Here is a 24,676-nt window from a genome sequence, read left to right as displayed (position 1 = left end):
GAGGGAAAGGTGAAAAGCACCCCGACGAGGGGAGTGAAACAGTTTCTGAAACCGGACGCCTACAAGCAGTCGGAGGGGCCTTGCGCCCTGACGGCGTACCTTTTGTATAATGGGTCAACGACTTGGTCTGTCTGGCAAGCTTAAGCCGTTAGGTGTAGGCGCAGCGAAAGCGAGTCTTAAAAGGGCGCATGAGTCAGACGGATCAGACCCGAAACCAGATGATCTAGGCATGAGCAGGCTGAAGGTTGGGTAACACCAACTGGAGGGCCGAACCCACACCTGTTGAAAAAGGTCGGGATGACTTGTGCCTAGGGGTGAAAGGCCAATCAAATCTGGAGATAGCTGGTTCTCCGCGAAAGCTATTTAGGTAGCGCGTCAGACGAATTCTCCCGGGGGTAGAGCACTGCATGGATGATGGGGGCCCACAGCCTTACTGAGTCTAAGCAAACTCCGAATACCGGGAAGAACTATCTGGCAGACACACGGCGGGTGCTAACGTCCGTCGTGGAGAGGGAAACAACCCTGACCAACAGCTAAGGCCCCCAATTCGTGGCTAAGTGGGAAAGCATGTGAGACTTCCAAAACAACCAGGAGGTTGGCTTAGAAGCAGCCATCCTTTAAAGATAGCGTAACAGCTCACTGGTCTAATCAAGAGGTCTTGCGGCGAAGATGTAACGGGGCTCAAGCCACGAGCCGAAGCTTTGGGTGTGCATTGATGCACGCGGTAGCGGAGCGTTCCGTGATATAACGCCATCCGACTTTAGCTTTCCCTTGGGAAAGCCTTGGTCGGACAGGCGTTTACTGTGAAGCCGGGCTGTAAGGCATCCGGTGGAGTGATCGGAAGCGAGAATGTTGACATGAGTAGCGACAAACAGGGTGAGAGACCCTGTCGCCGAAAGTCCAAGGGTTCCTGCTTAAAGCTAATCTGAGCAGGGTAAGCCGGCCCCTAAGGCGAGGCCGAAAGGCGTAGTCGATGGGAACCAGGTTAATATTCCTGGGCCAGGAGATGGTGACGGATCGCAGGTGTAGTTCCTCCTTATCGGATTGGAGGGGCTGCTGAGCGGTTCCTGGAAATAGCCCTCCATGAGACCGTACCCTAAACCGACACAGGTGGACTGGTAGAGAATACCAAGGCGCTTGAGAGAACCACATTTAAGGAACTCGGCAAAATACCTCCGTAAGTTCGCGAGAAGGAGGCCCCGTTGGCAGGCAACTGTTGGCGGGGGGCACAAACCAGGGGGTGGCGACTGTTTACTAAAAACACAGGGCTCTGCGAAGCCGTAAGGCGACGTATAGGGTCTGACGCCTGCCCGGTGCCGGAAGGTTAAAAGGAGAGGTGCAAGCCTTGAATTGAAGCCCCGGTAAACGGCGGCCGTAACTATAACGGTCCTAAGGTAGCGAAATTCCTTGTCGGGTAAGTTCCGACCTGCACGAATGGCGTAACGACTTCCCCGCTGTCTCAAATGTGGACTCAGCGAAATTGAATTGTCTGTGAAGATGCAGACTTCCCGCGGTTAGACGGAAAGACCCCATGCACCTTTACTATAGCTTCGCACTGGCATCAGGATTGCGATGTGCAGGATAGGTGGTAGGCATCGAAGCGGGGACGCCAGTTCCCGTGGAGCCATCCTTGAGATACCACCCTTCGCACTCTTGATGTCTAACCGCGGCCCGTTATCCGGGTCCGGGACCCTGCGTGGTGGGTAGTTTGACTGGGGCGGTCGCCTCCCAAAGAGTAACGGAGGCGCGCGAAGGTTGGCTCAGAGCGGTCGGAAATCGCTCGTTGAGTGCAATGGCAGAAGCCAGCCTGACTGCAAGACTGACAAGTCGAGCAGAGACGAAAGTCGGCCATAGTGATCCGGTGGTCCCGAGTGGAAGGGCCATCGCTCAACGGATAAAAGGTACGCTGGGGATAACAGGCTGATGATGCCCAAGAGTCCATATCGACGGCATCGTTTGGCACCTCGATGTCGGCTCATCTCATCCTGGGGCTGGAGCAGGTCCCAAGGGTATGGCTGTTCGCCATTTAAAGAGGTACGTGAGCTGGGTTTAGAACGTCGTGAGACAGTTCGGTCCCTATCTGCCGTGGGTGTAGGATACTTGAGAGGAGTTGCCCCTAGTACGAGAGGACCGGGGTGAACGTTCCACTGGTGGACCAGTTGTCGTGCCAACGGCAGTGCTGGGTAGCTATGAACGGACAGGATAAACGCTGAAGGCATCTAAGCGTGAAGCCCCCCTCAAAACAAGGTATCCCTTGAGAGCCGTGGAAGACCACCACGTCGATAGGCCGGAGATGTAAGCGCAGCAATGCGTTCAGTTGACCGGTACTAATGGCTCGATTGGCTTGATTTGATCCGGAAGAAGGCAGACCTTCTTCCAAAAGCATCCTTGGACAATGTCTTTCCAGGTTCCCAGAAGAACCGGAAAACGCCGATCGCTCCTTTTCCGGTCTGGTGGCCAAAGCACGAGCAAAACACCCGATCCCATCCCGAACTCGGCCGTTAAGTGCCGTCGCGCCAATGGTACTGCGTCAAAAGACGTGGGAGAGTAGGTCACCGCCAGACCTGAAAAGAAGCGATCCGTCTCTCACGAACGAAGCAGAGCGTATCAGAACGGTCCGCAAAAAATGCCGCGGGGTAGAGCAGCCCGGTAGCTCGTCAGGCTCATAACCTGAAGGCCGCAGGTTCAAATCCTGCCCCCGCAACCAAAATCCGCAATAAAACCAAAGACTTAAATGGTGATCGTTTCGCTTGTGTATAAGCAAACGACTTTACCTCAACAACAACTCAACGTTACACGAGGCCCCCTTCACAGGGGGCTTTTAGCGTTCCGGACGCTGGCGATCAGCCGCCCCGATCATCCCGAAACCGGTCAATCTGATGCATCCGCTCGTGCAGGATCGTCACGATGCCGACGTCCCCGTTCGACAGACGCCGCCAGTACACGAAGTGATGCGCGTGCCGGAAGTAGAAGCCATCGACCCCGAATTCCGCCGGAATGGAGCGCGATGAAACTCCGCCCCCTTCGATGCGGTCGAACGCGGCGAACAGATCGGTGATGTAGCGGTCCGCCTGGTCCGCACCCCAGCGCTCGCGGGTGTAGCGGTAGATCTCGTCAAGCCGCAGCGATGCGGCCTCCTGGACGCGAATGGCCATGTCAGCCCCGGTTCCGGGCGATCACCTCGGCCGCCGTCAACGGGCGATAGCTTTCCTCCGGCGCCGCGAAGGCGCGCGTCAGTTCTGCCTTTAGACGCTCGAACGTCTCCCGTTCCACCCGCTCCTTGTCGCGGCGGATCAGGTCGCGCACGTACTCACTGATGTTCTCGTAGGACCCGTGCTCGCCCACGTTCGACGCCACAAACTCGCTCAGCGCGCCGCTGATCCGGACAGTCATCGTCGTGGTCTGGGACATGGCGGCCTCCGTATGCTGTCTTCAAGATAAGCAAGAATGAACACGCGAGCAAGGCGCCACTGAGTTACACTGAGACAATAGACTTTTTCCTGCAGATAAGTACTTCTGGTGGTCGACCTTGAGGAATTGCCATGCCCGGCTTGGACAGGAAGATAATCGCGCAGATCGACCATGAGAGCGTCATAGCTCACGTGAGGGCAGACATTCGCAGCGATTTCATTCTTGCTCCGCACTACAACACAATCTTCAGCCGGGCAGGCGATGCTCTTTGGGACCAGTTGAAGCAGCAGCTGAAGGCAGGAACCTACCAGCCAGAACTACCGCTTACCATTAGCGTGCCAAAGGAGAGATTTTTCACGCGTCCAGGCAGCATACTTAGGCCAGCCGATAGGTTTATGTACCAAGCACTGGTGGACAACATTATGGTCCAGCTGGAAGACGGCCTCGACCGTACCCGTTCCTTTAGTCACATCCCCTCCGAGGATGACGGGAATATGTTCCAGCCCAACCACGAATCGTGGGAGCGCTTTCAGACTCGCGTGGCGGAGATCTGCGATCGGAGTGAGTTCATCTTGAAGGCCGACATCTCCAATTACTTTGAGCGGCTGCCACATCACCACCTGGTGAACCTGATGACTGCAGCCGGCTGCGCGCCCGAGGTCGTCAGCATGCTTGAGGAAATGTTCCTTGCGTTCCGCGAACGAAATTCCTTCGGCATCGTTCAAGGCGTGTATCCGTCTGACGCGCTTGGCAACTTCTTTTTATCGGACTTCGACGCGTACTGCGACTTAGCTGGAGTACTTTCTGCGCGATATGTTGACGACATTTACATGGGCTTTCCATCGGAGGCTGATGCACGGAAGGGCCTCGCCAGCTTGATCGAAACCCTTCGCAAGGACGGTCTGCACCTGAACGAGTATAAGTCGAAGATTATCCCGGCCGACGACGTGATCCGGGAGGAGACCGCAGTCGACCGCCTATTCGACGAAATTCGCGAAGAGATTGAGGACGACGACACCTACGACCGCGCCAGCCCATACGGCTTCGAAGTTGAATGGGAAGAAGAAGACGATGAGGACGACGAAGACGAGGACGACGATGGTCTCGAGAACGCGGCGGTCGAACGCCTGATGGCGAACATTGCCGACTACCCGAGCCAAGAGGACCAGATCGAAAAGTTCTGCTTGCCTATCTTACGTTCCGCTCAGTCCAGTTGCGCCGTGGATCATGTGCTCGAGAACCTTAAAGAGAAGCCGCACCAGACAAGGCTTTATTTTTCCTACATATCTACCTTCGTTCGTACAAACCAAGACGTCGTCGACGCACTGGAAGAGCTTGTAGCCGACGAAACTGTGTCCGACTATCAGCGAATGTTTCTGCTAGCAGCGCTTCTGCGCTCAGGATCTGTCACACGGGCGACGGTGAATACTGCCCTTCAATGGCTCCAAAACCGGACGGTAGCCAAAGAGACACGAGCGATGGCAGCTATCTTCGCCGCGAAGCATGGGGTGGCGCAGCAGAAGCGGACAGTCCGAACGTCGTACGAGGACGAGCCTTCCGATTATGTCCGAAGCGCGATCCTTTATTCTTCCAAGTATCTGACCCTTGTGGAAAAGAAGACATGCAAGCGGGCATGGGGCGGACACAGCGCGATTAATACGCTGATTTCTCAGACCATTTAGTATAATGAGCCTGATGCCCGCTTGATGCATGGGTTCATGGAAAGACGCGGTCGGTTCAAGCCCTCAACTAGTTTTCTAAGTCCGAACTCCGTCTGCACGCGTCCGCCTGATCGCGCAGCACGGCGTAGTCGCTCAGCATCCGCACTATGACGGCGTCTTCCGGCAACGCCTCGACCTCGGCAGCCGCGCGGACCTGCTCGGCTGCCGTGTAATCGACAATAGGCGGACATGGCGCGCGCGCGTCAGAACCGCCCATCGCGCAGCCGGTCAGCCAGAGCATCGCGATCAGGAGGGCGGCGAGCGGCGGCGTCGAGCATCTGGCGGTGGATGGCATCGTTTCTCTCTCGGGCATCAAGGCGCTCGGCCGCGCGCCCAGCGCGTTCACCGGCGCGGCGCAGGTTCAGGAGGAACAGCAGGATCGCTGCTGCGGCGAGGATAAGGCCCAGCGTTTTCCGCGCCGGGCCATGGGTGAGTAGCCAACCGATCACCGTTGGCCCCGCTTCCAGTCATCGAGCCGGGCGTGGATGGTGACGGCGATGCCGATGAGCGCGATGGCGATCAGCGCCCAGCGCAGGGAGTCGAGGTAGGGCACCAGCGGCTGAATCGTGGACTGCGTTTCCGCGAGGACGTCCTGCAGAACCTCCACCCCGGCCGCGCCAACTGTCGCCGCCCCAGCGGCCCCGCCGCCACGAAGCGTGCGGCTTTCCGACAGGACTTCACGCGCGGGCGGCAGTTCCGGGGCGAACGGAACGGGCCGCGCCGGGAAGGGATCGCCCCAGGAGCGGGCAGGCCCGAGATCGATGTGCATGAAGCCCGACCGCGGGTAATACCCGAAGCCGAGGAACCCGACCGCCCGCGCCGCCGCCTCGAAAGCTACAGGATCGTGGTTCGACATGGCGATGTCGAAGGCGGTCGCCTGCATGTGCTTCGAGGCCGGGGCGCCACCGACGGCGCGATTGTGTTCCGGGCTGCGATAGGCCGAGCGGATGATCAGCGGCTTGCCGAGGCGGTCCCGCAAGGCCTGCAGCTTGTCCATGGCTTCCGTGTTGATCTTGATCGCGCCGGTGCCGCGGCAGGCGATTTCGGCGGCTGAGAAATTCGGCCAGCGCCAGGCGCTCGCGGGAACATCGCGCCAGTGGGAGTAGGTCAGCGTCAGCATGGTATCCTCCAAATGAAAAACCCGCCTCTGGGGCGGGTGGGGGGTCGGACGGGGGTAAGCATTGGCGTCAGGTCAGTCGGATCGGCCGCGCTGGAAGGCGTCGAAGAGCATGTCGCGCATCGAACGGATGTCCGTCTCGATCCGGTCCAGGCGGTCGCCGTCGACCTTGCGGTCCTCGCTGCGCTGGCGGTCGATCCGGTCGCGGTCGGCGATCAGTTCCCGGTCAAGGCGGTCCAGCAGGGCCTCGTTGGTGAAGGCCTTGCGGGTGATTGCCGCGATCAGGGCCATGGTGCCGCCGATCAGAGCGGTCAGCGCGGCTGTGATCCCGTGGTCCCGAAAGGCCCGCGCTACCTCCCCGGCGAGAGTGGTCTGGTCGTTCATGATGGTCCTTTCATAGCCGCGGGCTGCGGCCGGTCAAAAGTCGGTTTCGAGGTAGACCCCGGCGCAGTCGTAGGCGACGGCGGCCGCGGTTGCGCCGTTGTTCATGAAGAGCCGCGGCGACAAGAACTGCGTTGCCGCAGGCAGGTCGGCGGTGATCTCCTGCTCGAAGACCGCACCGGAAACCTCGTCCACCACCCGCACCCAGACGGATGATCCGTTCGGCGGCGCGGCGATGAACAGCGTCAGCACGCCGCCGGTGGCGATGGCGAAGTTTACGCCCATGTCGGTCAGCGTCGGCGCCCCGGTGCCGTCGTTTGCGACCAGCTGCCAGCGGGTGTGCGTGCCGCGCTGGAAGCCGATCCCGATGCAGTTGATGACAGCGGCGAGCGTCAGCGTTGTGGCCAGCGCGGCTGTCGATCCGTAGAGACCGAAGAACCCCATGCCGGTCGCCTGCAGGGTCGTCAGCGAAATCCGCGTGACGAAGGTCCAGCCGCCCAATCCCGCCGCATTTCCGCGCCAGCAGGCCCAGCCTGTGGAACGCTGGTCGGCGACCGAGTCCACCACGGCCGCCGAGGTCAGACGCCAGCGGCGCATCGAGGCGGCGAGGTTCGTGGCGGCCAGCGTGGGGTGAGAGACGGTGCCGACCGAGGTAATCGGCAGGCCTTCGCTGGTGATCGTCGTGCCGGTTGATGGCGCCCAGTTCGCGATCCGGTTCACCCCGAAATGCGGCTGCAGGGGAAAATCCCGCCCCGAGGGGCGCATCACGTCGATCCAAGGTGCCCCAGCGCGGTTGCGGGCATAGACGGCGGCCTTGCCCGCGGGCGGCGGTGATGGCGCAGCGGCCAGTCCAGGCAGGACCGTGGGCTGCGGCAATTCCACCTGGCCGCTGGTGCGGTCGATGCGGATCGCGTCGAAGAAGGCCGATCCGTCCGGGCTGACCTTGAAGCCGAAATCGTCATTGCCCAAGAGGCCGATCAGCGCTCGGGCAGAGAAGCCGGTCTTGAAGGCGAAGGCCGCGTCGTTCCCTACGGCGGCCTTGTTGACGGTCGCCTCGATCCCCGCGCCTGCGTTGTTCAGGAGGACGGCCGGGGTGTTCACCGACAGCCGGTTGAAGCTGTCGGCCGTCGCCCCGCCGAGACCCAAGAGCTGCGCGGTCAGGTTCGCCTGCGGCATACCAACCTGTGTCACGGCATTGGCGAAGGTGACGGTTGGCGTGTTGATCACCGTCGTCCCGCCAGCACCTGCCGTGGCCGAGCCGATGTTCACGACGGTGGTCGATCCGGATGCACCGCCGGTGCCGAGGTTCACGGTCTTGGTGACGCCCGTGGTCGTGGCCCCGGTGCCCATGCCGTAGGTTGCGGTGCCGGTGGACGTGCCGATGGTCGCCGTGGCGCCGGATGTCGTCACCGTCCCGGAAGCGGTCAACGTGCCCGAGAAGGTCTTGTTGCCGGTAAAGGTCTGGGTGCCCGCAAGGATCGCCAGTTCCGACGAGGTGTTCGGCAGGGTGAAGCTGCGGGTGGTTCCGGCGCCGATCCCCGCCAGCGAGAAGGTCGCCTTCTTCGTCGGGTCCGCGTCGTTCACCAGGCTGAAGACCGCGTCCGACACGTCGCGCGGCTCGCCCACGATCTCCCAGGCGCTGCCGGTCCAGACGAGGAACAGGCCCTCGGCCGCGACCCAAGTGAGCCAGCCGATGCGCGGGACGAGGCGGATCCACGCGCCATCGATCCAAAAGGCGATGTTCAGCTCCCACCCGGCCCAGAGCCCGGTCGCGCCAGAAGCGACCAGATGCCGATTGCCATCGGCAGGGCTGGCCGGGGGCGCGGTGCGCGTGCGGTCGAGGACCGACAGCTGCACCATGGCATCAAGCAGCCGCAGCGCCTCGTTGTGGGTGACATGTTTCTGCGCTTGGGCCGCCAGAAGGTAGGGCAGGCCCAGATGGGTCGTGGTGTCGGACATGGGGTTCCCGTGGCTTGGGATCAGAATTGCAGCGTGACGGTCGCGGGCGTGCCGCGGCCGAGGCGGTTCGAGAGCTGGAAGATGCGGATCGCCAGCGTCTGTCCGGCCCCGAGCGGTGCGCCCCAGTCGGCGGTCTGCTGCGCGGCGGTGTAGAGGACGGAGGTCGTGTTGCTGACCAGCGTGCGCTTGATCACAGCCCCGTCTAGGATCTGGACGTCGTAGGATTCGAGGTCGTCAGCCAGCGGCACCTCGACCTGTTCCCAGGCATCGGCGACCAGCGCGCGGGATCGCCGCGCCCAGCGGATCGTCAGATCGCCCGGGTTACGCCCCGTTCGCCAGGGCTGTTCGACATGGACCGGGGCGAAGGGGACAAGGCCCCGGCCGGTCGGGGTGAAGCCCAGTGCGGCATAGCTGTCATCGGTGACAGCGCGCGCGGCCGGGCCCACGCGCCAGTTCCACGGCAAGCCAAGGTCAGCCTCAGCGATGGGCAGCGCCGAAAGCGCGGCGTCGAGGACCACGACCCGCGCCCCGGCTGGGGCCGGGTTGCCCATTGCGTATTCCGTCCCGCGCTGGCCGCGCAGCAGGCGGGTTAAGCTGTACCTGCTCGGCGCGATCAGTTCGGCCGCGCCCGCCTGCACGATCTCCCACTGGCCAGCGGCACTCTCGACCGCAAGCGCATTGGCCCCGCCGAATAGGGCGACGTCCGTCACGCTTTCCAGCGTTCCGGACAGAAGATCGACCACCAGCGCATTGCCCAAATCGAAGCGGGAGGTCGGCCCCGGAAAGAAGTCGAAGGCCAGCGTGCCGATCCGGGCCCGACTGCCGAATGTGGTCAGCAACGAAAACCCATCCGTCGAGGCGCTGCGGAAGACCGCGATCTCGCCCGGCCAGGGGCTGGCATGGGCGGCGATCAAGGGGCGATGGGCGGGCTGGTCCTCGGAAACCTGCGGCAGGTCCAGCATCACCACCTCCGGCGTGCCGAAGACGACGGGGCTGGCCAGCGAAGCGGGCCGAGGATCACCGGGCGGTAGGTCATAGGCGGCGCGGTCCTGGCGAACGGCTTCGATGCCGCGCGCTTCCGCATCGGCGACCGAGACCAGCCGGAATGCCACCTCGCGGCCGTCATGCGCCAGCCGAATGACGTCGGCCGGATCGAGGGCGAGCCGCGAGGGCGGCAGACGGAAGGTGGCACTTTCCCGGCCGATCCACGCCTCCATCAGTGCACGGCGGCAGCGGCGCTCGGCCTCCTCAGGCGGGATTGCCATCGGGAAGGACTCGGACGCGATGCGCGTCGTGTCGACGGTGATGCGGCGAGCTTCGACCAGCGCAGCGTCATAGTCCTCGTCGGCACGCGCAACCTGCCACTTCAGCGCCTGCGGCATTTCGGTCTCCTGGCCGCGGGTCAGTTCGAAGGCTTCGCCCTCACGACTGGCCACCAGATCGTCGATGGCCAGTGTCGCGACCGAGGCGCGACCACGCATCACGAAGCGGATCACGCCTTCCGTCTCGATGGCATCGAAGCCGAAATGCCTTGCCAGCGTGGAAATCGACGCGCGGGGACTTTCCAGCGCGCCGATGACATAGCCCTCGACAGCGCCCCAAAGGCCGGAGACGTCGATCAGGCTTTCCGCCAGCCCAGCGCATAGGCAAAGATGGCGCACGAGGGCCGCGAGCGATACCGCGCCGAGCCGCCCTGTCAGCCAGTGCCCGAGCCGCCAGTTCGGGCCATCCGTCCAGATGCCGGTCAATTCGGGGAAGAACGGATAGGGGCGCGCGTCCCAGGTCCAGGCGGCGCATTCCGGCACATGGACCATTCGGCCGCCATAGACGGACGATGTCGGGTTGTTCGCGCCTTGGCCCCACCAGAGGTAGCTCGCCTCCAGATAGGCGCGCTGGATCGCGTCATCGCGCCAGCCGCGGGAGAAGTAGGGGGTGAAGCTCTCTGACGACTTCGGATCGAAGAACACGTTCGGCTGGTTCGTGCCCCGGTCGATAGCGGGGCAGCCCAGTTCGGTGAACCACACGGGCTTCGACTGTGGCACCCATGATGTCGGCGTGCCGCTTTCCACCCCACCGGGCCGGTTGAAATGCGGGTTCGACCACCAGGCCCGCAGATCCTTGTAGCGAAACACCCAAGGCTTGCCTGCGGCACCGTCTGTGATCGGCGTGCGGATCTGGGCCGACCTGTCGGCGGCGGATGCATAGAACCAGTCGAAGCCCTCGCCCCCTGCGATGTTCGCCTTCAGGTAGCCGCGGTCATGGATCGCCGCCCAGCCTGCCAGCGCATCCGCATGGTCGAAGCCATCCCGCCAGTCGGAGAGCGGCATGTAGTTGTCGATGCCGATGAAATCGACGTTCGCGTCCGACCAGAGCGGGTCGAGGTGGAAGAACACGTCCCCGGTCCCGTCCCCGGGTTGGTGGCCGAAGTATTCCGACCAGTCGGAGGCGTAGCCGACCTTGGTTCCCGGTCCGAGCACCGCCTTCACGTCGGCCGCAAGCGCCTTGAAGGCGGTGACGGCAGGATAGGCGCTGGCGCTGGAGCGGATCGTCGTCAGCCCGCGCATCTCGGTCCCGATCAGGAAAGCATCGACCCCGCCCGCCACCGCGCAGAGATGGGCGTAGTGCAGGATCATCCGGCGCAGGCCCCAGTCACCCGAGGGGCCGGTCCAACTGACATTGTCGCCCGACACCGCGAACTGCGCCGGTGTGGCCGCGCCGAAGAAGCTGGAGACCTGCGTCGCCGCAGCGGCGGTCTTGTCGGTCGTCCCGGCAAAGCCTGCAGCCGGGGAACAGGTGATCCGGCCCCGCCACGGGAAACTCGGCTGGCCGGGGGTGGCGGCATTCGCACTGTAGGGGTTCGGCAGCGTGTTGCCGGGCGGCACGTCCATCAGCAGGAAGGGATAGAATGTAACGCGCAGGCCGCGCGCCTTCATCTCGCGGATGGCCTGCACCACTGCGAAATCCGCAGGCGTGCCGCCGTAGACCGGCCGGTCCTCGGCGTCACGGCTGACGAGATGAGCATTGGCCCGCGCCACGCCATTCACGGACCAAACCTTCGGGCTGGTAACCTTGGCCGCCACTTCGACGCCGGGCTTGATCGTGCAGTTGCCCGCGCGCAGATCGTTACCGAACCAGGCGACGACCAAGCTGACACTCTCCACAGCCGGGGCCATGGCCTGCAAGCGGTCCAGCGCCACGGCGATATCGGCCTCATCGGGCAGCGCGTTCAGGTTCTCGGCCGAGGTCGTGCCGCCCGTGGTCTGGCCGAAGACCGTCGTCGTCGCACCCACCGTCTTGCGGACGGCCTCCGTTGCATAGGTGAACTCGCCCGAGGCCGGGATCATGGTGACGGCCTTGACCAGCCCTTCGGCGGTGTCGGGATCCGCGAGCGGCCGGAACACCTCGAAAGACAGTTGCGGCAGGCGGTTGCCGTAGGTGGAAAGCGGCAGGTCCTCGAAGACGACATAGGCCGTGCCGCGGTAGCCGGGGGTGTTCGCCGCTCCCATCTTGGCCGAGATGAACGGGTCGGCTGCTTGCGCCTCGTTGCCGGGATACCAACGCCAGGTGATGCCGGTCATGTCGAGCGGTTTGCCATCGGCCCAGATGCGGCCGATGCCGGTGATCGGCCCCTCGCAAAGCGCAACGGCAAAGCTGGCATAGTACAGATACTCGGTCGTCTTGACCCGGCCGCCGCCCCCGCCCTTGCCGCCACCCTGCGTCGTGGTCTTCGTCTCCTCGCGGAAATCCGTGGCCCAGATGATGTTGCCACCGATGCGCATGCGGCCGTAGAGGCGGGGGATGATGGCCCCCTCGGTGGCCGAGGTGATCCGCAAGCTGTCGAGGCGCTGGCCCTCGATTTTCTGTGCCGGGGTCAGCGAGGACACAATCCAGCTGTCCACGACCGACCCAATGGTCGACCCGATGAAACCGCCGATGGCGGCGCCAGAAAAGCCGAGGATCGCGCCACCAAAGGCCCCGCCGATGGCGGAACCGACAGCGCCGAGGACAAGCGTCGCCATGGCGGAAACTCAAGGTTCGAAAGGTTGGGGTGTCAGCGTGCGGGGAACAGGAAGGCGAAAGCGATGCGGCGTCGCCATGCTGGTGTCAGCGGTTCCTCGATCACCCCGAGGCGTTCATAGGCGTGTAGGAAGGTGTCTGGGCCGGTGAGAATGCCCACATGCTTGGCGATGGCGCGGGGCATCATCCGGAACAGGATCAGCGCGCCGGGCGGTGCATCTGCGGTTGCGACCTCGGGCATCATCGCCCGCGCGCCGTCCGCCAGCACCTCGCGCGGCCCGGTCTCGCCCCAGTCGCGGCTGTAGGGCGGGATCGGAAATGGCTCCGGCCCGACCACCTCGCGCCAGACGCCCCGTGCCAGGCCGAGGCAGTCGCAGCCGACCCCGCGCAAGCTGGCCTGGTCGTGATAGGGCGTGCCGAGCCAAGATCGCGCGGCGGCGATGACGCGGGCTGGATCGGCGGTCGGTGTTTGCGCGGTCACAGCACCGCACCCTCATGGCCGCCGTCCTTGGTGGCGTAGCGCAATACGGCGTCCTGGCCCGGGATGTGCGGGAAGCCTCGGAAGTTTGCGACATTGGCGAACTTCGTCCCGCAGGTCGCGATCCGCTTGTCGCAGCCCGCCCGGACGATGAAGGTGTCTGTCGCCATGATCAGGCGCACCGGTGCTTCCAGCAGGGTCAGGATCGCGACCCCGTCGACGAGGTCATGCGACAGCACCTCGACCCGCCGCCCGGCGTTCGCGCCAGTCGACCATTCCACCAGACCGAAGCCGAACCAGCCCGCCGCGAAGGCGCCGAGGCCGGAAGCCGTGAAGGCCCGGTCGCGCAGCACATCGATGACCACGCCGCTGCCCGTGAAGGCCGGGGCCTCGAGGTTCACGCCGCAGCGCGCATCGCCCAGCGCAGCGTCGCAGCTGGCCTGAAACGTCCGCCCCACTGTCTGGCCAAGGATGTGCGCCAGCGACCGGACCTCGGCGACGAAGGCGAGCCGCCCGCGCCGGATCTGGCCGATGGCACCGCGGCGCAAGAGCACGCGCTGCGCGGGGCTGGCCCAGTTCACCCGCCAGACCTCGACCGCCGCATTGTCCCAGCGGCCGTCGAGGATATCGGTCTCGGTGATCCGGTCCGAAGACAGCACGCCTTGGGCATCCTGCGCATCGACCGACAGGTCCGCCCCCGACCGGACCTCGGATGCCGTCAGACCGCTCTCCGGCTCGAATTCGGTGCCGTCGAAGGTGAGGGTCCGGTCATGGTCCGTGAAACCGAATGTCATGCCGTCGGCCCGGGTGATGCGCCAGCACCAAGCGAGCGTCGTCGTGCCATCGTCGAGATGCGCCTGCAGCGCGGGGTTCAGGGTCTTCATGTGCGGATTTCCACGAGGGGGATCGAGGTGATCGACCCGAGGCGTTCGAAGTCGAGGGTGACATCGAGGGCGTCGGTGTCGAAGCGGACAGGGACGTCGAATTCGAAGCCTGCGGTGATGGCCACGCCCGCGGCGGGAGCCGTGACGAATGTGATGAGACCGGTTGTCGTGGAAACCGACCAGCCGGAGGCCTGGGGCGTGCCGTTCAGGGCGATGGTCACGGTTCCTGCGACAGGTTTGGCGATGGCCCGCGACCAGGACTGCGCGCCGGAGGTGTAGCGCTTGGTCAGCTGAAACAGGGTAGCCGACCCGTTGCCGGTGCCGATGGGTTGATTGGTTGAGGCCGGGGTCTGCGACGGCAGGCACGACTTGAAATCGGCCCAATCCTTGAAGCGGAAGCCATGGAGGCGCCCGTTCCGCGCCTCGAAGAAGGCGACGACTGCCTCCAGATCGTCGGCGCGGCGGATGCCGTAGGCGACATCGTAGCGGCGGCGGCTGTTGGCCCAGCTCGCGTTGCGTTCCTCGGCCCCGCTTGCCAGCTCGACGATCTGGGTGCGCCGCTCGGGGCCACCGCGTGCCCCGCGGCTGATGTTGTCCGGAAAGCGGACCTCGTGGAAGGCCATCACATCCCCCTCCGGCCCAACGACACAGCGCGGGCGATGTCGCTGGCGACCTGCGTGCGGGACTGGCGGAAACTCTCAGCATCCCGGGCGTTGATCGTGACGTTGACGGTCGAGGCGCCCGCCTGGCCGTAGCCCGAGGCTTCCCTGCGCGAGAGGACCCGCTCCCCGCGTTGCAAGATCGCCGGCACCTCATCTTGCCGCAGACCGGCCCAGCCGCCGGAATGCATGCGCGGCGCGCCTGCAAAGGCCAGCGCCGGGACCATCCGGCCGGAGCCCGGGGCACCGACCATCCCGCCCGCATGCAGGATGTTCGCGAAAATCCCACCCGCACCGCCCAGCGCGCCGGAGAGTGCATTGGCTATGGGGCCGAGGATGAAACGCCGGGCGGCGAGTTTGGCAAGATCGGCGATCATGGACGTCACGAGATCGCGGAAGTCGAGCTTGCCGGTCTTCACGAAGTCACCGATGGCGTTCTCGGCCGAGGTGAAGGCGCCGACCAGCGCGCTGCCGATATCCCCGCCAATGTCGCGCGCCTTGGCGGCATAATCGGCCAGCGCGGCCGTGACGGCCTGCCAGCCGGTGAGGGCCGTATCCGCGCCTTCCGCCGCTGCGGCCCCGGCCTCGCGCGCAGCCCCGCCCGCACCATCGGCGGCGGTGGCGGTGTCGTTCAGCCCGGCGGTCAGGGCATCCGCCGAGGCGGCTGCGTCCGCCAGCGCGGATTCGGCCTCGGTCCCCGTGCCGGTCACCGCATCCTTCAACGCCTGCCAGCTGGCCAATGGCCGACCGGCAGCGTCAGCCAGCATCCCGGCGGCCTCGCTATAGCCATCGGCCCGGGCGCGGGCGTCATCTGCCATGGCACCGAGCCCGAGATCGGGCGGTTCCAGATAGGTGCGTGACAGCGCTGCTGAGAAAGCATCCGCTGCCGCAGCCCCTGCGGCCGTTGCCGCGCCCTCAAAGGGGTTGCCGATACGCCCCAGTTCCACGGGATCGAGGATGCCGATCCGCACGCCACCTTCGCCCGTCGCCCACTCCGGCAGCAGAGCCAGCGCCGCATTCAGGGTCTCGATGAAGCTGTTGATGCGCGTGACGACGCCGTTCAGCATCGCTTCGACGCCCGAGATCAGCCCGTTCGCGGCCTGGAAGGCGAAGTCGCCGATGGCCCCGGGGAGGCTTCCCCAGATTGCCACCGCCGCATCATAGGCACCCTGGAAGATCGCCACCGTCCGGTCGCCGAAGCTGACGACGCCTGCGATGGTGCCCTCGAGCGCCGACAGACCGGCCGCCTTAAGCCCCTCCCATCCGGCCGCCATGCGGGCGAGCGCCGCGTCCAGCGACAGGCCGATGCGCGACCAGACCTCGCGGGCCAGATCGCCCAGCAGGCGAAACGCCTCGCCCACGCCGCCGACCCGGGCCACCAGCTGCGAGAACTGGTAGACCAGCTCGCCTGCGCCGACGATCAGCGCGCCGATGCCGGTGCGGATCAGGGCACCCCGCAGGAAGACCAGCGCCGTGGCGAGGCCGCGCACCGACAGGGCAGCAGCGGCAAGCCCCGCCACCCAGCGCCCGGCCATGACGGCGGCGAAAGTGGCCGCATAGGACGCCAGCCTTCCAAGGTTGCCGATCAGCGTGTCGATGGCCGACCGCAGGATGCCGCCATCGGAGGCCAGCGCCACGAAGGCATTGGCCAGCGCCTCGATTGTCGGGGCGACCGCCACGGCGATGCGGTTGCGCAGGCCTTCGAAGACCAGCGAGACCGTGCCCAGCGCCAGTTGCGTGCGGCGCAGGGCTTCGAGGGCATCGCTGTCCAGAACCGCGCCGAGGTCCGAAGCCTGATCCCCAAGTCGGGCCATCTCGGCCCCGCCGTTGCGAAGGAGCGGGATCAACCGCGTCGCGTCCGAGGCCATGGCCTCGAGATAGAAGGTCATCTCCTGCTGGCTGAGCCCAGCGCGTTCCAATGTGTCGACGTAGAGCTGGAGGGCTTCAGGGCCGGAAAGGCGGGCGAACTGATCGGCTGTCACGCCCACACGCGGGGCCACATTCTCGAAGAAGTCGGCCATCGGCCCGCCGCCGGTCTGCAGGAAATCCCCGACCCGGTCGTTCACGTCCTTCAGGATGTCGGCCAGCTTCTCTTGCTCAATCCCGACCGTCCGCGCGCCAGCCGACCAGCGCTGCAGCGCCTCAGGCGTCGCATTTGCGACCTGCGCGAACTGCCGGATCTGCGCGGCACTCTCGGCCGTGGAGCGGACAATCAGCCCGAGCGAGGCGGTGGCCGCGGCTGCAGCAGCCCCAAGAGCAAGACCGGCGCGACGGGCAAAGGACGCAAGCCGGGTGTTGGCCAGTTCCATCTCGCGCGACAGGCGGCCGATCCCCTTCGCCCCGGCATCTCCGATCCCCTCCAGCTCCGCGCGAACGCGGCGTCCGCCCTCCGCCACGAGGCGGACGGAGACCTTCTTCTCAGCCATTCCGGCGTCCTTCCATCTGCTCGTTGAATTTGCGCACCATCACCGCCTCGATCTCTGGCAGCAGTTCGGCTGCGATCAGGGCGTTGATGCCCAGCGCCTGCGCCAATGACAGCGCCGCGCCCATGTCCCATCCGATGACCGCCCCCGGGGCGATGCGCAGCTGGCCGCCGAGGCGCTGGGTGAGGTCCCAGACCTGCCAGCCCTCGACCGTCAGCGGCCGGTTCAGTCTTGCGGGGCAGTCGGGGCAGGGGCCCGAGCATGCCGCGCAGTAGCCGTCGCCCCCGCCGAAGGACCAGTCGGCGAGGGCGCGGAGGAGTTTTTTTCCTGATCCAGCATCAGGCCACGGGCGACGTATTGCGCCTGGAAGGCCTCGAATACCGGCCAGATTTCCAGAAGGGCGTCGATCCCGGCCGGGCTGACGGGGACGAGGTTGCCGTCATCGTCGCCGACGCCTTCCCATTCCAAGACCGCGCGGCGAGCGACCGCCTTGGCCATTGCCAGCGCCATATCCTCCTGGCTGGAACTTTCCGACAGGCCGTCGATCACGGGATCGGCGCGGGCCGAGACCATCAGCGCGGTGGTCAGAGGGGCCACCAAGACCCGCAGGCCAGGCAGCAGGTCCAGCCATTCGGGCCGGTTCGAGAGGTTCAGTCGGATCATGATCAGTATCCCGTGACGGTGTTGACGAGGACGGCAGTGCACATGCGCGCCGGGCTGGTGGCCTTCGCGGCCTGCCAGTCAAAGGTGGCCTGGATGCCCTGCGGCCCGGGGATCTCGATCCGGGGGCGCGGCAGGTAGACGGCATGGGCAGTGAAGGTGAAGCTGGCGTTGGCCCCGAGGCTCCAGGCGAAGACCAGTTCGCAAGGCGTGCCGTCGATGGCCTGCGTGATAAGCGCGGTGTCGGCGAAACGCACCTCGACGCGGCCGGTTAGGGCGGCCATGCCCGGGTCTGCCCCTTCGATGCGGCCGTCCGAGCGGATGGTCTCAATGCGGTCAAGGCCGTTGGAATAGGTCACCTCGGCCGAGATGACGTTGCCGAGTGGTGTACCATTGCGCGTGATCGCCCCGTTGAAATGGCCAAACCGCTGCAGCGCCAGCGAGGTGGGCGTGCCCGCGGCCGTGGCGGCGGCGACGTTCTCGCCCTGCGCCACCAGACGCGCGGTCGCCGTGAGCAGGCCAGAGCGCGCCATTTGCCACGATAGCTGATCGCAAACACAGCCAGTATACATCGCGTAGCGCGGCACTTCGGGCATCGCTGTCTCGATGGCCATGCTCGGCAGCGTCCAGTTGCCGGACTGGAAAGTGTGGGTCTTCGGCGTCGTGCCGGTGGTCGTCGGCTGGCCGAAGGCCGACTTCAGCCAGAGGCCGAAGTTCTCGACATCGATCGGCACCACCACATCGCCGTCAGCCGTGACCGCATCCTTGATCGGGGCCAACGGGTCGCGCCCCTGACCCAGCAGCTCCGAGGCGATCAGCGGCTGTTCCGAGCCGAGCGTGGTGCTGGCGAAGGGCACCGTCCGATAGCCCGATGCGGGCGCGGTGCCATAGACGGTTTCGAACGCAAGCGCCATCTGCGCCCGCGCGCCGTGTGCGCGTGCCATTGGGGTCTCCTGTGAGTTGGGGAATGTCAGGCCAGAGGGCCGGTCGTGGTGTAATGCAGGACGACGGTGATCACCGCTGCTTTAAGGGCGACGGCACCCTCGATTGGCAGATCGACAGAGGCCGGGGCCTCAGGTTCGACCCAGTCGCAGAGGCCTCCGAGCGTCCGGTCGGCTTCCAGCGCCGTGCCGATGGCGGTGGTCAGATCGTCGAAGGCGCTGGCCCGGCCGGTGCCCGCCTGGACGACGACCTCCAGCTCGGCCATGTGCTGGTAGTGGTAGCGCAGCGGCGACAGCGTCACCTCCGGCTCTCCGGGCTGGCCGTCGCGCAGGATGATCAGACCCGCCGCGGGGATCCGCTCGGGCAGGACCTCGTCGCGGAGGGTGAGGGCGGCAAGCGGCTGCAGCCGCGCGTGCAGCGCGGCAAGGACGGTTTCGCGGGTGGTGGGCATGATCAAGCCATCGGGAGTGCCGAAAGTCGGCAGGATTGAAGAGTCGCGACGTTGGTTTCTGTCCTGCCCGCCTAACCGTTCGTCACTGACGGACGCCGAGCCTTTCGAGGGTTGCCCGGTCAGGCGCGCCGGTTTCGGGTAGTCCTACCGATGCCTGATAGGCGCGCATGGCCCTCTGGGAGGCTGGACCCCATTGTCCATCCGGCGTGCCCACATCGAAACCTCCTGCATTCAGGAGGGTCTGAATGGCGCGGTAGTCGTCTGTGGAAAGCGACAGGGTGGTCCATCCACATGCCGCGGCGACTTCCTCGAAGGCATCCTGCGCTCCCGCGAGTTCGAAAAGCGCATCATGCTGCTGACCGTTTGACTCGACCAGCCGGATGAACAGGCGGTCGGCATCGTAGATCGACCGGATGAACGTCTCTGCATCCCGCCCGAACAGACCCGCCCCTTTGTTGGAGGTGAGACTGCTCCAGCGAGACTGCTGCGACGGCTGGTCATCGATGCGCAGCGTCATTTCGAACGAATTCCGGCGGTAGTCGTTCATCAGAAAATCGTCCTGCACGAAGACGAATGCCGTTTCGCCTTCGATGCAGCGCGCGACGAGGGCGGTCTGGCCCACGAAGTTGTTCGGCTGGAACTGCGAATGGTTCAGCGCGACGATCTGCGGACTGTCGTCCACCGCCGCCCGGCTCGATTCAATCGTCCACCAGCCGGAAATCCGATGCCCATCCCGATTGGCCTGCTCGAATGGCGCGAGCGTATAGTCGATGGCCGGAAACCGCGCATCCGCCCACGCGACGGTTTGTGCTGCACCCTCCGGCGGCGTCGCCGGGTCAGCCGCGGGCGCTGCGGCCGGAGCTGCTGCCGAAGGCAGAGCGACCATCACAGGGAAAGCGATGCCGTATTTCGCCTGCAGATACCCCATCTGCAGTTGCGCCAGCGTGAGGCGTTCGGTTTCGGCGCGGCTGAGCGCAAGCGCTTGGATCAGCCCGCCGCCGGTTGCAGCTTCGCGTTCCGCCTCTTCGATACGCTGTTGAGCCGCTGCCATTTCACCGAGGATCTGCGCCGCACGCGCCTCGTCAGGCTGAACAGCCGGGACTGTCACTTCGACAGTCGCGCCACCCGCTTCCGCGTTGATCCGGTTTTCGGTGAGTGTCTTGGCGAGAAGAAGCGCCTCACGGCGTGCGTCGATCAGGGTCAGGATCAGGCCGCCGTCGTAGCGCGCGGCTTGCGCGTCGATCTCGGTCAGCTGCCGTTCGATATCGGCCAATTCCGTTGAAAGGGAGGTGTCTTGCGCGAAGGCCGGAAGGACCGCGGCGAGGGAAATGGCAAAGACGAACGGTTTCAACGACATTGGCAGCTCCGAACTCTGGTCACTTTCGGAATCAGGCTAGCGATGCAGATTTCAACCATCAAGCGAACTTGGCGGTTCAGGCATAGGTCCCTGTCCAAATTTGTCACCCACCCCGCCGTGATGCGTCCCTCTACCGGGATCATGCCCGGGTCAGTGTTCCCCGCCGCCTTTCGGCAGCGGCAGATTGGCCAGCCGTCGCGGCAGGTCGGCGCGGCTGTGCAAGAAATCGATGATTACCACCCGCGCGATCTCCTCGACGAACACCACGAAATGCTGGCCTGCCCGCGCGAAGCGCAGGTCCTCGGCCAAGGCTGGGTCGATGAGCCGACGGCAATCCTGTGACAGGGCGGTGCCCGCAGCGATCTCGCGACAGGTGGAGATCAGGTCATCCTCATACGCCGCCGCCTGTCGTGGACCGAAGGTCTCGATGGTCCAGCTGGCAATCTCGATCAGCGAGGCCTCCGCCTGCCTTGTAAGACGCCAGGGTTTCGGCATCAGGTATTTGCACGCGCAGCGGCAAATGCCCGACGGATGGCATCTTCGCCACTGCCTTCGGCCAGATCAGCACGCCTAGCCTGTTCGAGCCCGGCCGTCAGACGGCTGCGCAACGCGCCAAGTTCCGCCTCTTCCCGTTCGAGAAGGCGAAGCCCGGCGCGCAAAGCCTCGGAAGCGTTCTGATACCGGCCGGTCGACACCAGTCGGTCAACGAGGTCGGACTGTGCTTCGGTCAGGACGACGTTTCGGGTGGCCATCGGAAACTCCATGCGGATCATTGGCAATATATGCCAATCCGGCTGACGTGTCGACGGTCCTGTTCAGAACCTGCTCTCCACCCAGCCCGACACGATCCGCCCCGGCACGGCGTCGATGGCTCGCTCGGCATCCCGCGCCAGATCGAGCCGCTTGCGCAGCTTGACCTGCGGCACCAGCAGGAAGATCGGCACCGTGGTCAGCCCGCGTCTGGTCTTCGATCTTGACGCCACTGCGCGTCCCTTGCTGTTGAGCCGCCCCTCGGCCACCAGCAGGCTCGGGCCCCGGCGGCGATAGATGAAGCGCAGCCTCAGCCCCGTGCGGCGCTCCCATTCGCCTGGGGTGATCCGGCCGCCGCGGGTGGATTTGCCCGCGGCCGGGGTGGGGATGGCCAGCCAGAAGCCGTTGCGCGACCGGATCAGCGGCCCCGTGTCATGCGCGCCGACGATGACCGGAGCGTTCGACCAGACCAGCGCCGCGGCGTTCAGGCTTTCGCCGCCCTTGGGATAGGTCGCGAGCCGGATCGAGTTGCCAAGCCGGGTGCCAAGGCCCGCGCCGGTGATCTGGCCGCGCCAGGCGGATTTGAGGCCCGCGCCCGCCTCGCGCATGGCGGTGGTGACGGCCCTTTCACCGGCAGCGATTTCCGCCTGCATCAGGGCGGCGAGGTCGGGGCTGATGCTGATCTTCAGTTTCATCGCGGTTCACGCCGGGCGGAGATCGAGGGTCCAGATCAGCCGTTCCCGGTCGCGCAGCGGTTCCCCCTGGATGACATGGCTGTCGGCACCGATGACGATCACGTCGCCCGGCCGTGGGGCGGGCAGGTCGGCGACGCGCACGTCCACCACCGTCGTGTCGCTGACGAAGCGGCCCGCGCCGAAGTCGGTGACGCGATCCGGGGCGCGGCGGATGACGCGGATCGGGCGTTCCTCGGAGGTGGTGGCCGAGATCCAGAGGGCCGGGGCCGCCATGGTGGCATGGGTGAAGATGCGGTCCATGGCGGCGGCAAAGGCGGACATGGGCGGTTTCCGTCAGTTCGACGTGTGCAGACGGATCGCCAGCCGCGGCCGCTTGTTCACCGGCAGGATGTGAACCGGCGTGCAAAATTGACCCCGTAACGGGGTAATCGGCTTCCAAAAATGACCCCCTTACGCTGATGGTCATGATGCCTCCGAGGCTATCGGGGGGCACAGTGTGGGATGCTGGTTGTGGAGACGATTGCGAAGATCCGCCGGGCGTATTTCCAGGACAAGAAGTCGATCAAGCATATCTGCCGAGAGCTGCGGGTATCGCGGAACACGGTTCGGAAGGTGATCCGGTCCGGCGCAACGGAGATGACTTACGAGCGAACCGTCCAACCGCAGCCGAAGATCGGTCCCTGGAAAGGCAAGCTCGACGAGATGCTGGCGGCGAATGCGCGCAAGCCGAAGCGCGAGCGGCTGACCCGCATCCGGATTTTCGAAGAGCTCAGGGCCCTCGGATATGACGGCGGCTACGACGCGGTCCGACGCTATGCGGCTTCGTGGTCGCAGGCGGAGCAGGAAGCGTCAGCCGCCGCCTATGTGCCACTGAGCTTCGATCCGGGTGAAGCCTACCAGTTCGACTGGAGTCACGAGGTCGTTCTGATCGACGGCGTGACCACCACGGTGAAGGTGGCTCACGTCCGGCTTTGTCATAGCCGGATGCTGTTCGTCCGGGCCTACCCGCGAGAGACGCAGGAAATGGTGTTCGATGCCCATGACAAGGCCTTTGCCTTCTTCGGCGGCGCCTGTGCGCGTGGGATCTACGACAACATGAAGACGGCGGTGGACACGATCTTCGTCGGCCGCGACCGCGCGTATAATCGCCGGTTCCAGCAGATGTGCGGACACTACCTTGTCGATCCCGTCGCCTGCACCCCCGCGTCCGGCTGGGAGAAGGGACAAGTAGAGAACCAGGTTGGCGTTGTCCGGCGGCGGTTCTTCGTGCCGCGGCCGCGCTTCAAGAGCTACGCGGAACTCAACGCCTGGCTTCAGGATCGCTGTATTGCCTGGGCCAAGGCCCATCCGCACCAGGAATTGCGTGATCGGACAATCTGGGACGTGTTCCAGGATGAGCGGGCGAGCCTGGTGCCCTACGTCGGCCCTTTCGACGGATTCCATGCCGTGCCGGCCTCGGTGTCCAAGACCTGCCTCGTTAGGTTCGACAAGAACCGCTACTCGGTCGATGGTCGCGCCGTCGGCCGTCCGGTCGAGATCCGCGCCTATGCCGAGCGGGTCGAGGTCTGGCAGGACGGCAAGATCGTCGGCCGGCACGACCGCGCCTTCGGGCGCGACAAGGCCATCTATGACCCGCTGCACTACATCCCGGTGCTGGCCCGCAAGCCCGGCGCCCTTCGAAACGGCGCTCCCTTCAAGGAATGGGAACTGCCGCCGGCGATACGACGCGTCCAGCGTAAGCTGGGGCGCGTGCCGAACGGTGACCGTCAGATGGTCCAGATCCTGAGCATGATCCCAACGGATGGACTGGAAGCCGTCGAGGCTGCCTGCGTCGAGGCCCTGACCGAAGGCGCCCCGGCGGCATCGGTCGTTCTGAACATCCTGGCCCGACATCGCGAGCCACCACCTCCGTTGACCATCGCCACGCCGGACGCGTTGCGCCTGACCTGCGAGCCCGTGGCCGACTGCAAACGCTACGACAGCCTCAGGAGACCCCGCCATGGAAAGATCACAGGTGCTGGACGCGATGGGCCAGTTGAAGCTCTACGGCATGAAGGCCGCCTACGATGAGATCATCGCCACGGCGGTGAAGCGACAGCACGAACCGCAGCAAATCGTGGGCGACCTGCTGAACGCCGAGATCAGCGAGAAACAAGCTCGCTCGATCAAATACCAGATGACCATCGCCAAGCTGCCCTTGGCCAAGGAAGTCGACGAGTTCAGCTTCGAAGACACGCCCGTAAACGAAACGCTGGTGCGCGATCTGGCCTCCGGAGAGTTCCTCGAGCATCAGCGTAACGTCGTCCTCATCGGCGGCACCGGGACCGGCAAATCCCACCTTGCCGTCAGCATCGCCCGGGCCTGCATCCGCCGTGGCAAGCGCGGCCGCTTCTTCAACGTCGTGGACCTGGTGAACAAGCTGGACGCCGAAGCCCGCGCCGACCGACAGGGACGCACTGCGGATCTCCTGTGCCGCCTCGACTTCCTGATCCTCGACGAGTTGGGATATCTGCCGTTCGCCCAGACGGGTGGCCAGCTCCTGTTCCACCTCATCAGTCGCCTTTACGAACGCACCTCGATCATCGTGACGACGAACCTCGACTTCGGCGAATGGCCGACCGTCTTCGGAGACGCGAAGATGACAACGGCGCTCCTCGACCGACTGACCCATCACTGTGACATCGTCGAGACCGGCAACGAGAGCTGGCGCTTCAAGACGCGGGAATGACCGAGACGCCGCTGGCCCGATCCGGTTGCGCTGTATGGAGGCT

At 65.0% G+C, this 24,676-nt stretch carries 24 protein-coding genes, 1 tRNA gene and 2 rRNA genes (1 of these 27 running past the window's edge); 7 read left to right on the top strand and 20 right to left on the bottom strand.

Annotated elements, in window-relative coordinates; translation table 11 throughout:
• The 3 genes from LOS78_RS16255 to LOS78_RS16245 all read left to right on the top strand — a co-directional run.
• Positions 1 to 2,352: ribosomal RNA gene (locus tag LOS78_RS16255) — 23S ribosomal RNA — on the top strand; it begins 485 nt to the left of the window's first position.
• Positions 2,353 to 2,449: 97 nt separating this feature from the next.
• A 5S ribosomal RNA gene (rrf, locus tag LOS78_RS16250) occupies positions 2,450 to 2,564 on the top strand.
• A gap of 66 nt (positions 2,565 to 2,630) precedes the next feature.
• Positions 2,631 to 2,707 (top strand) — tRNA-Met (locus LOS78_RS16245).
• A 136-nt stretch (positions 2,708 to 2,843) separates the two neighbouring features.
• Here LOS78_RS16245 and LOS78_RS16240 read toward each other — a convergent pair.
• Together LOS78_RS16240 and LOS78_RS16235 are read right to left on the bottom strand one after the other, a co-directional pair.
• Positions 2,844 to 3,155, bottom strand: a complete 312-nt coding sequence (locus tag LOS78_RS16240) for a type II toxin-antitoxin system RelE/ParE family toxin (protein WP_230377498.1) — start codon at positions 3,153 to 3,155, stop codon at positions 2,844 to 2,846.
• A 1-nt stretch (position 3,156) separates the two neighbouring features.
• Complete coding sequence (locus tag LOS78_RS16235; RefSeq protein WP_230377497.1) at positions 3,157 to 3,411, bottom strand: addiction module antitoxin; 255 nt, start codon at positions 3,409 to 3,411, stop codon at positions 3,157 to 3,159.
• A gap of 131 nt (positions 3,412 to 3,542) precedes the next feature.
• Here LOS78_RS16235 and LOS78_RS16230 point away from each other — a divergent pair, with 131 nt between their 5' ends.
• Positions 3,543 to 5,093 carry an RNA-directed DNA polymerase gene (locus tag LOS78_RS16230; RefSeq protein WP_230377496.1) on the top strand — a complete coding sequence of 517 codons (1,551 nt, stop codon included), beginning with the start codon at positions 3,543 to 3,545 and terminating at the stop codon, positions 5,091 to 5,093.
• Positions 5,094 to 5,160: 67 nt separating this feature from the next.
• On the opposite strand, the gene LOS78_RS16225 is transcribed toward LOS78_RS16230, so the two are convergent.
• Positions 5,161 to 5,427, bottom strand: a complete 267-nt coding sequence (locus tag LOS78_RS16225) for a hypothetical protein (protein WP_230377495.1) — start codon at positions 5,425 to 5,427, stop codon at positions 5,161 to 5,163.
• Between LOS78_RS16225 and LOS78_RS22145 the strand changes: the two genes are divergently transcribed.
• Entirely contained in the window at positions 5,417 to 5,569 is a 153-nt protein-coding gene (locus tag LOS78_RS22145; RefSeq protein WP_023912690.1) for a hypothetical protein, read from the top strand. The two genes, LOS78_RS16225 and LOS78_RS22145, sit on opposite strands and share 11 nt — an antisense overlap.
• Positions 5,570 to 5,577: 8 nt before the next feature.
• Here the strand turns inward: LOS78_RS22145 and LOS78_RS16215 are convergent, their stop codons facing one another.
• From LOS78_RS16215 to LOS78_RS16140, 17 genes are all read right to left on the bottom strand, one after another.
• The gene (locus LOS78_RS16215; RefSeq protein WP_230377494.1) at positions 5,578 to 6,252 is read right to left on the bottom strand and encodes a D-Ala-D-Ala carboxypeptidase family metallohydrolase; all 675 of its coding nucleotides are present in this window, start codon (positions 6,250 to 6,252) and stop codon (positions 5,578 to 5,580) included.
• A gap of 72 nt (positions 6,253 to 6,324) precedes the next feature.
• A complete protein-coding gene (locus LOS78_RS16210; RefSeq protein WP_230377493.1) occupies positions 6,325 to 6,633 on the bottom strand; it encodes a hypothetical protein in 309 nt (102 codons plus the stop codon).
• A 33-nt stretch (positions 6,634 to 6,666) separates the two neighbouring features.
• Entirely contained in the window at positions 6,667 to 8,589 is a 1,923-nt protein-coding gene (locus LOS78_RS16205; RefSeq protein WP_230377492.1) for a DUF2793 domain-containing protein, read from the bottom strand.
• A 20-nt stretch (positions 8,590 to 8,609) separates the two neighbouring features.
• Entirely contained in the window at positions 8,610 to 12,608 is a 3,999-nt protein-coding gene (locus LOS78_RS16200) for a glycoside hydrolase TIM-barrel-like domain-containing protein (RefSeq protein WP_230377491.1), read from the bottom strand.
• A gap of 32 nt (positions 12,609 to 12,640) precedes the next feature.
• A complete protein-coding gene (locus tag LOS78_RS16195; RefSeq protein WP_023914189.1) occupies positions 12,641 to 13,087 on the bottom strand; it encodes an NlpC/P60 family protein in 447 nt (148 codons plus the stop codon).
• Complete coding sequence (locus LOS78_RS16190) at positions 13,084 to 13,968, bottom strand: DUF2163 domain-containing protein (RefSeq protein WP_230377490.1); 885 nt, start codon at positions 13,966 to 13,968, stop codon at positions 13,084 to 13,086. Before LOS78_RS16190 ends, LOS78_RS16195 begins: the two co-directional genes overlap by 4 nt.
• Positions 13,965 to 14,591: a DUF2460 domain-containing protein gene (locus tag LOS78_RS16185; protein WP_230377489.1), complete on the bottom strand. Its 627-nt coding sequence runs from the start codon at positions 14,589 to 14,591 to the stop codon at positions 13,965 to 13,967. The genes LOS78_RS16190 and LOS78_RS16185 overlap by 4 nt, the downstream gene beginning before the upstream one ends.
• Positions 14,591 to 17,053: a phage tail tape measure C-terminal domain-containing protein gene (locus LOS78_RS16180; protein WP_230377488.1), complete on the bottom strand. Its 2,463-nt coding sequence runs from the start codon at positions 17,051 to 17,053 to the stop codon at positions 14,591 to 14,593. Before LOS78_RS16180 ends, LOS78_RS16185 begins: the two co-directional genes overlap by 1 nt.
• A complete protein-coding gene (locus tag LOS78_RS22015) occupies positions 17,046 to 17,177 on the bottom strand; it encodes a hypothetical protein (RefSeq protein WP_256451358.1) in 132 nt (43 codons plus the stop codon). The genes LOS78_RS16180 and LOS78_RS22015 overlap by 8 nt, the downstream gene beginning before the upstream one ends.
• Positions 17,178 to 17,275: 98 nt before the next feature.
• Complete coding sequence (locus tag LOS78_RS16175; RefSeq protein WP_230377487.1) at positions 17,276 to 17,713, bottom strand: hypothetical protein; 438 nt, start codon at positions 17,711 to 17,713, stop codon at positions 17,276 to 17,278.
• 2 nt (positions 17,714 to 17,715) lie between these two features.
• Positions 17,716 to 18,654 carry a phage tail tube protein gene (locus tag LOS78_RS16170; RefSeq protein WP_230377486.1) on the bottom strand — a complete coding sequence of 313 codons (939 nt, stop codon included), beginning with the start codon at positions 18,652 to 18,654 and terminating at the stop codon, positions 17,716 to 17,718.
• A 26-nt stretch (positions 18,655 to 18,680) separates the two neighbouring features.
• Complete coding sequence (locus tag LOS78_RS16165) at positions 18,681 to 19,103, bottom strand: acyl-CoA transferase (protein ID WP_230377485.1); 423 nt, start codon at positions 19,101 to 19,103, stop codon at positions 18,681 to 18,683.
• 82 nt (positions 19,104 to 19,185) lie between these two features.
• Positions 19,186 to 20,460 (bottom strand): peptidoglycan-binding domain-containing protein, encoded by a 1,275-nt coding sequence (locus LOS78_RS16160; RefSeq protein WP_230377484.1) that lies wholly within the window; start codon positions 20,458 to 20,460, stop codon positions 19,186 to 19,188.
• Positions 20,461 to 20,610: 150 nt separating this feature from the next.
• Positions 20,611 to 20,955, bottom strand: coding sequence for a type II toxin-antitoxin system RelE/ParE family toxin (locus tag LOS78_RS16155; protein WP_230377483.1), 345 nt, complete (start codon positions 20,953 to 20,955; stop codon positions 20,611 to 20,613).
• Entirely contained in the window at positions 20,955 to 21,212 is a 258-nt protein-coding gene (locus LOS78_RS16150; RefSeq protein WP_230378535.1) for a type II toxin-antitoxin system ParD family antitoxin, read from the bottom strand. The genes LOS78_RS16155 and LOS78_RS16150 overlap by 1 nt, the downstream gene beginning before the upstream one ends.
• A gap of 63 nt (positions 21,213 to 21,275) precedes the next feature.
• Positions 21,276 to 21,905, bottom strand: coding sequence for a DUF6441 family protein (locus tag LOS78_RS16145; RefSeq protein WP_230377482.1), 630 nt, complete (start codon positions 21,903 to 21,905; stop codon positions 21,276 to 21,278).
• Positions 21,906 to 21,911: 6 nt separating this feature from the next.
• Positions 21,912 to 22,226, bottom strand: a complete 315-nt coding sequence (locus LOS78_RS16140) for a hypothetical protein (RefSeq protein WP_230377481.1) — start codon at positions 22,224 to 22,226, stop codon at positions 21,912 to 21,914.
• 180 nt (positions 22,227 to 22,406) lie between these two features.
• Between LOS78_RS16140 and istA the strand changes: the two genes are divergently transcribed.
• Positions 22,407 to 23,975: an IS21 family transposase gene (istA, locus tag LOS78_RS16135; RefSeq protein ID WP_028717560.1), complete on the top strand. Its 1,569-nt coding sequence runs from the start codon at positions 22,407 to 22,409 to the stop codon at positions 23,973 to 23,975.
• Positions 23,905 to 24,633 carry an IS21-like element ISPkr1 family helper ATPase IstB gene (gene istB, locus LOS78_RS16130; protein WP_024843951.1) on the top strand — a complete coding sequence of 243 codons (729 nt, stop codon included), beginning with the start codon at positions 23,905 to 23,907 and terminating at the stop codon, positions 24,631 to 24,633. Before istA ends, istB begins: the two co-directional genes overlap by 71 nt.
• The last annotated feature ends 43 nt before the right edge of the window (positions 24,634 to 24,676 follow it).

The organism is Paracoccus sp. MA, from assembly GCF_020990385.1.
GTDB lineage: Bacteria > Pseudomonadota > Alphaproteobacteria > Rhodobacterales > Rhodobacteraceae > Paracoccus.
The sequence above is the reverse complement of the archived record's forward strand: the minus strand, read 5'-3'. Positions and strand labels throughout refer to the sequence as shown.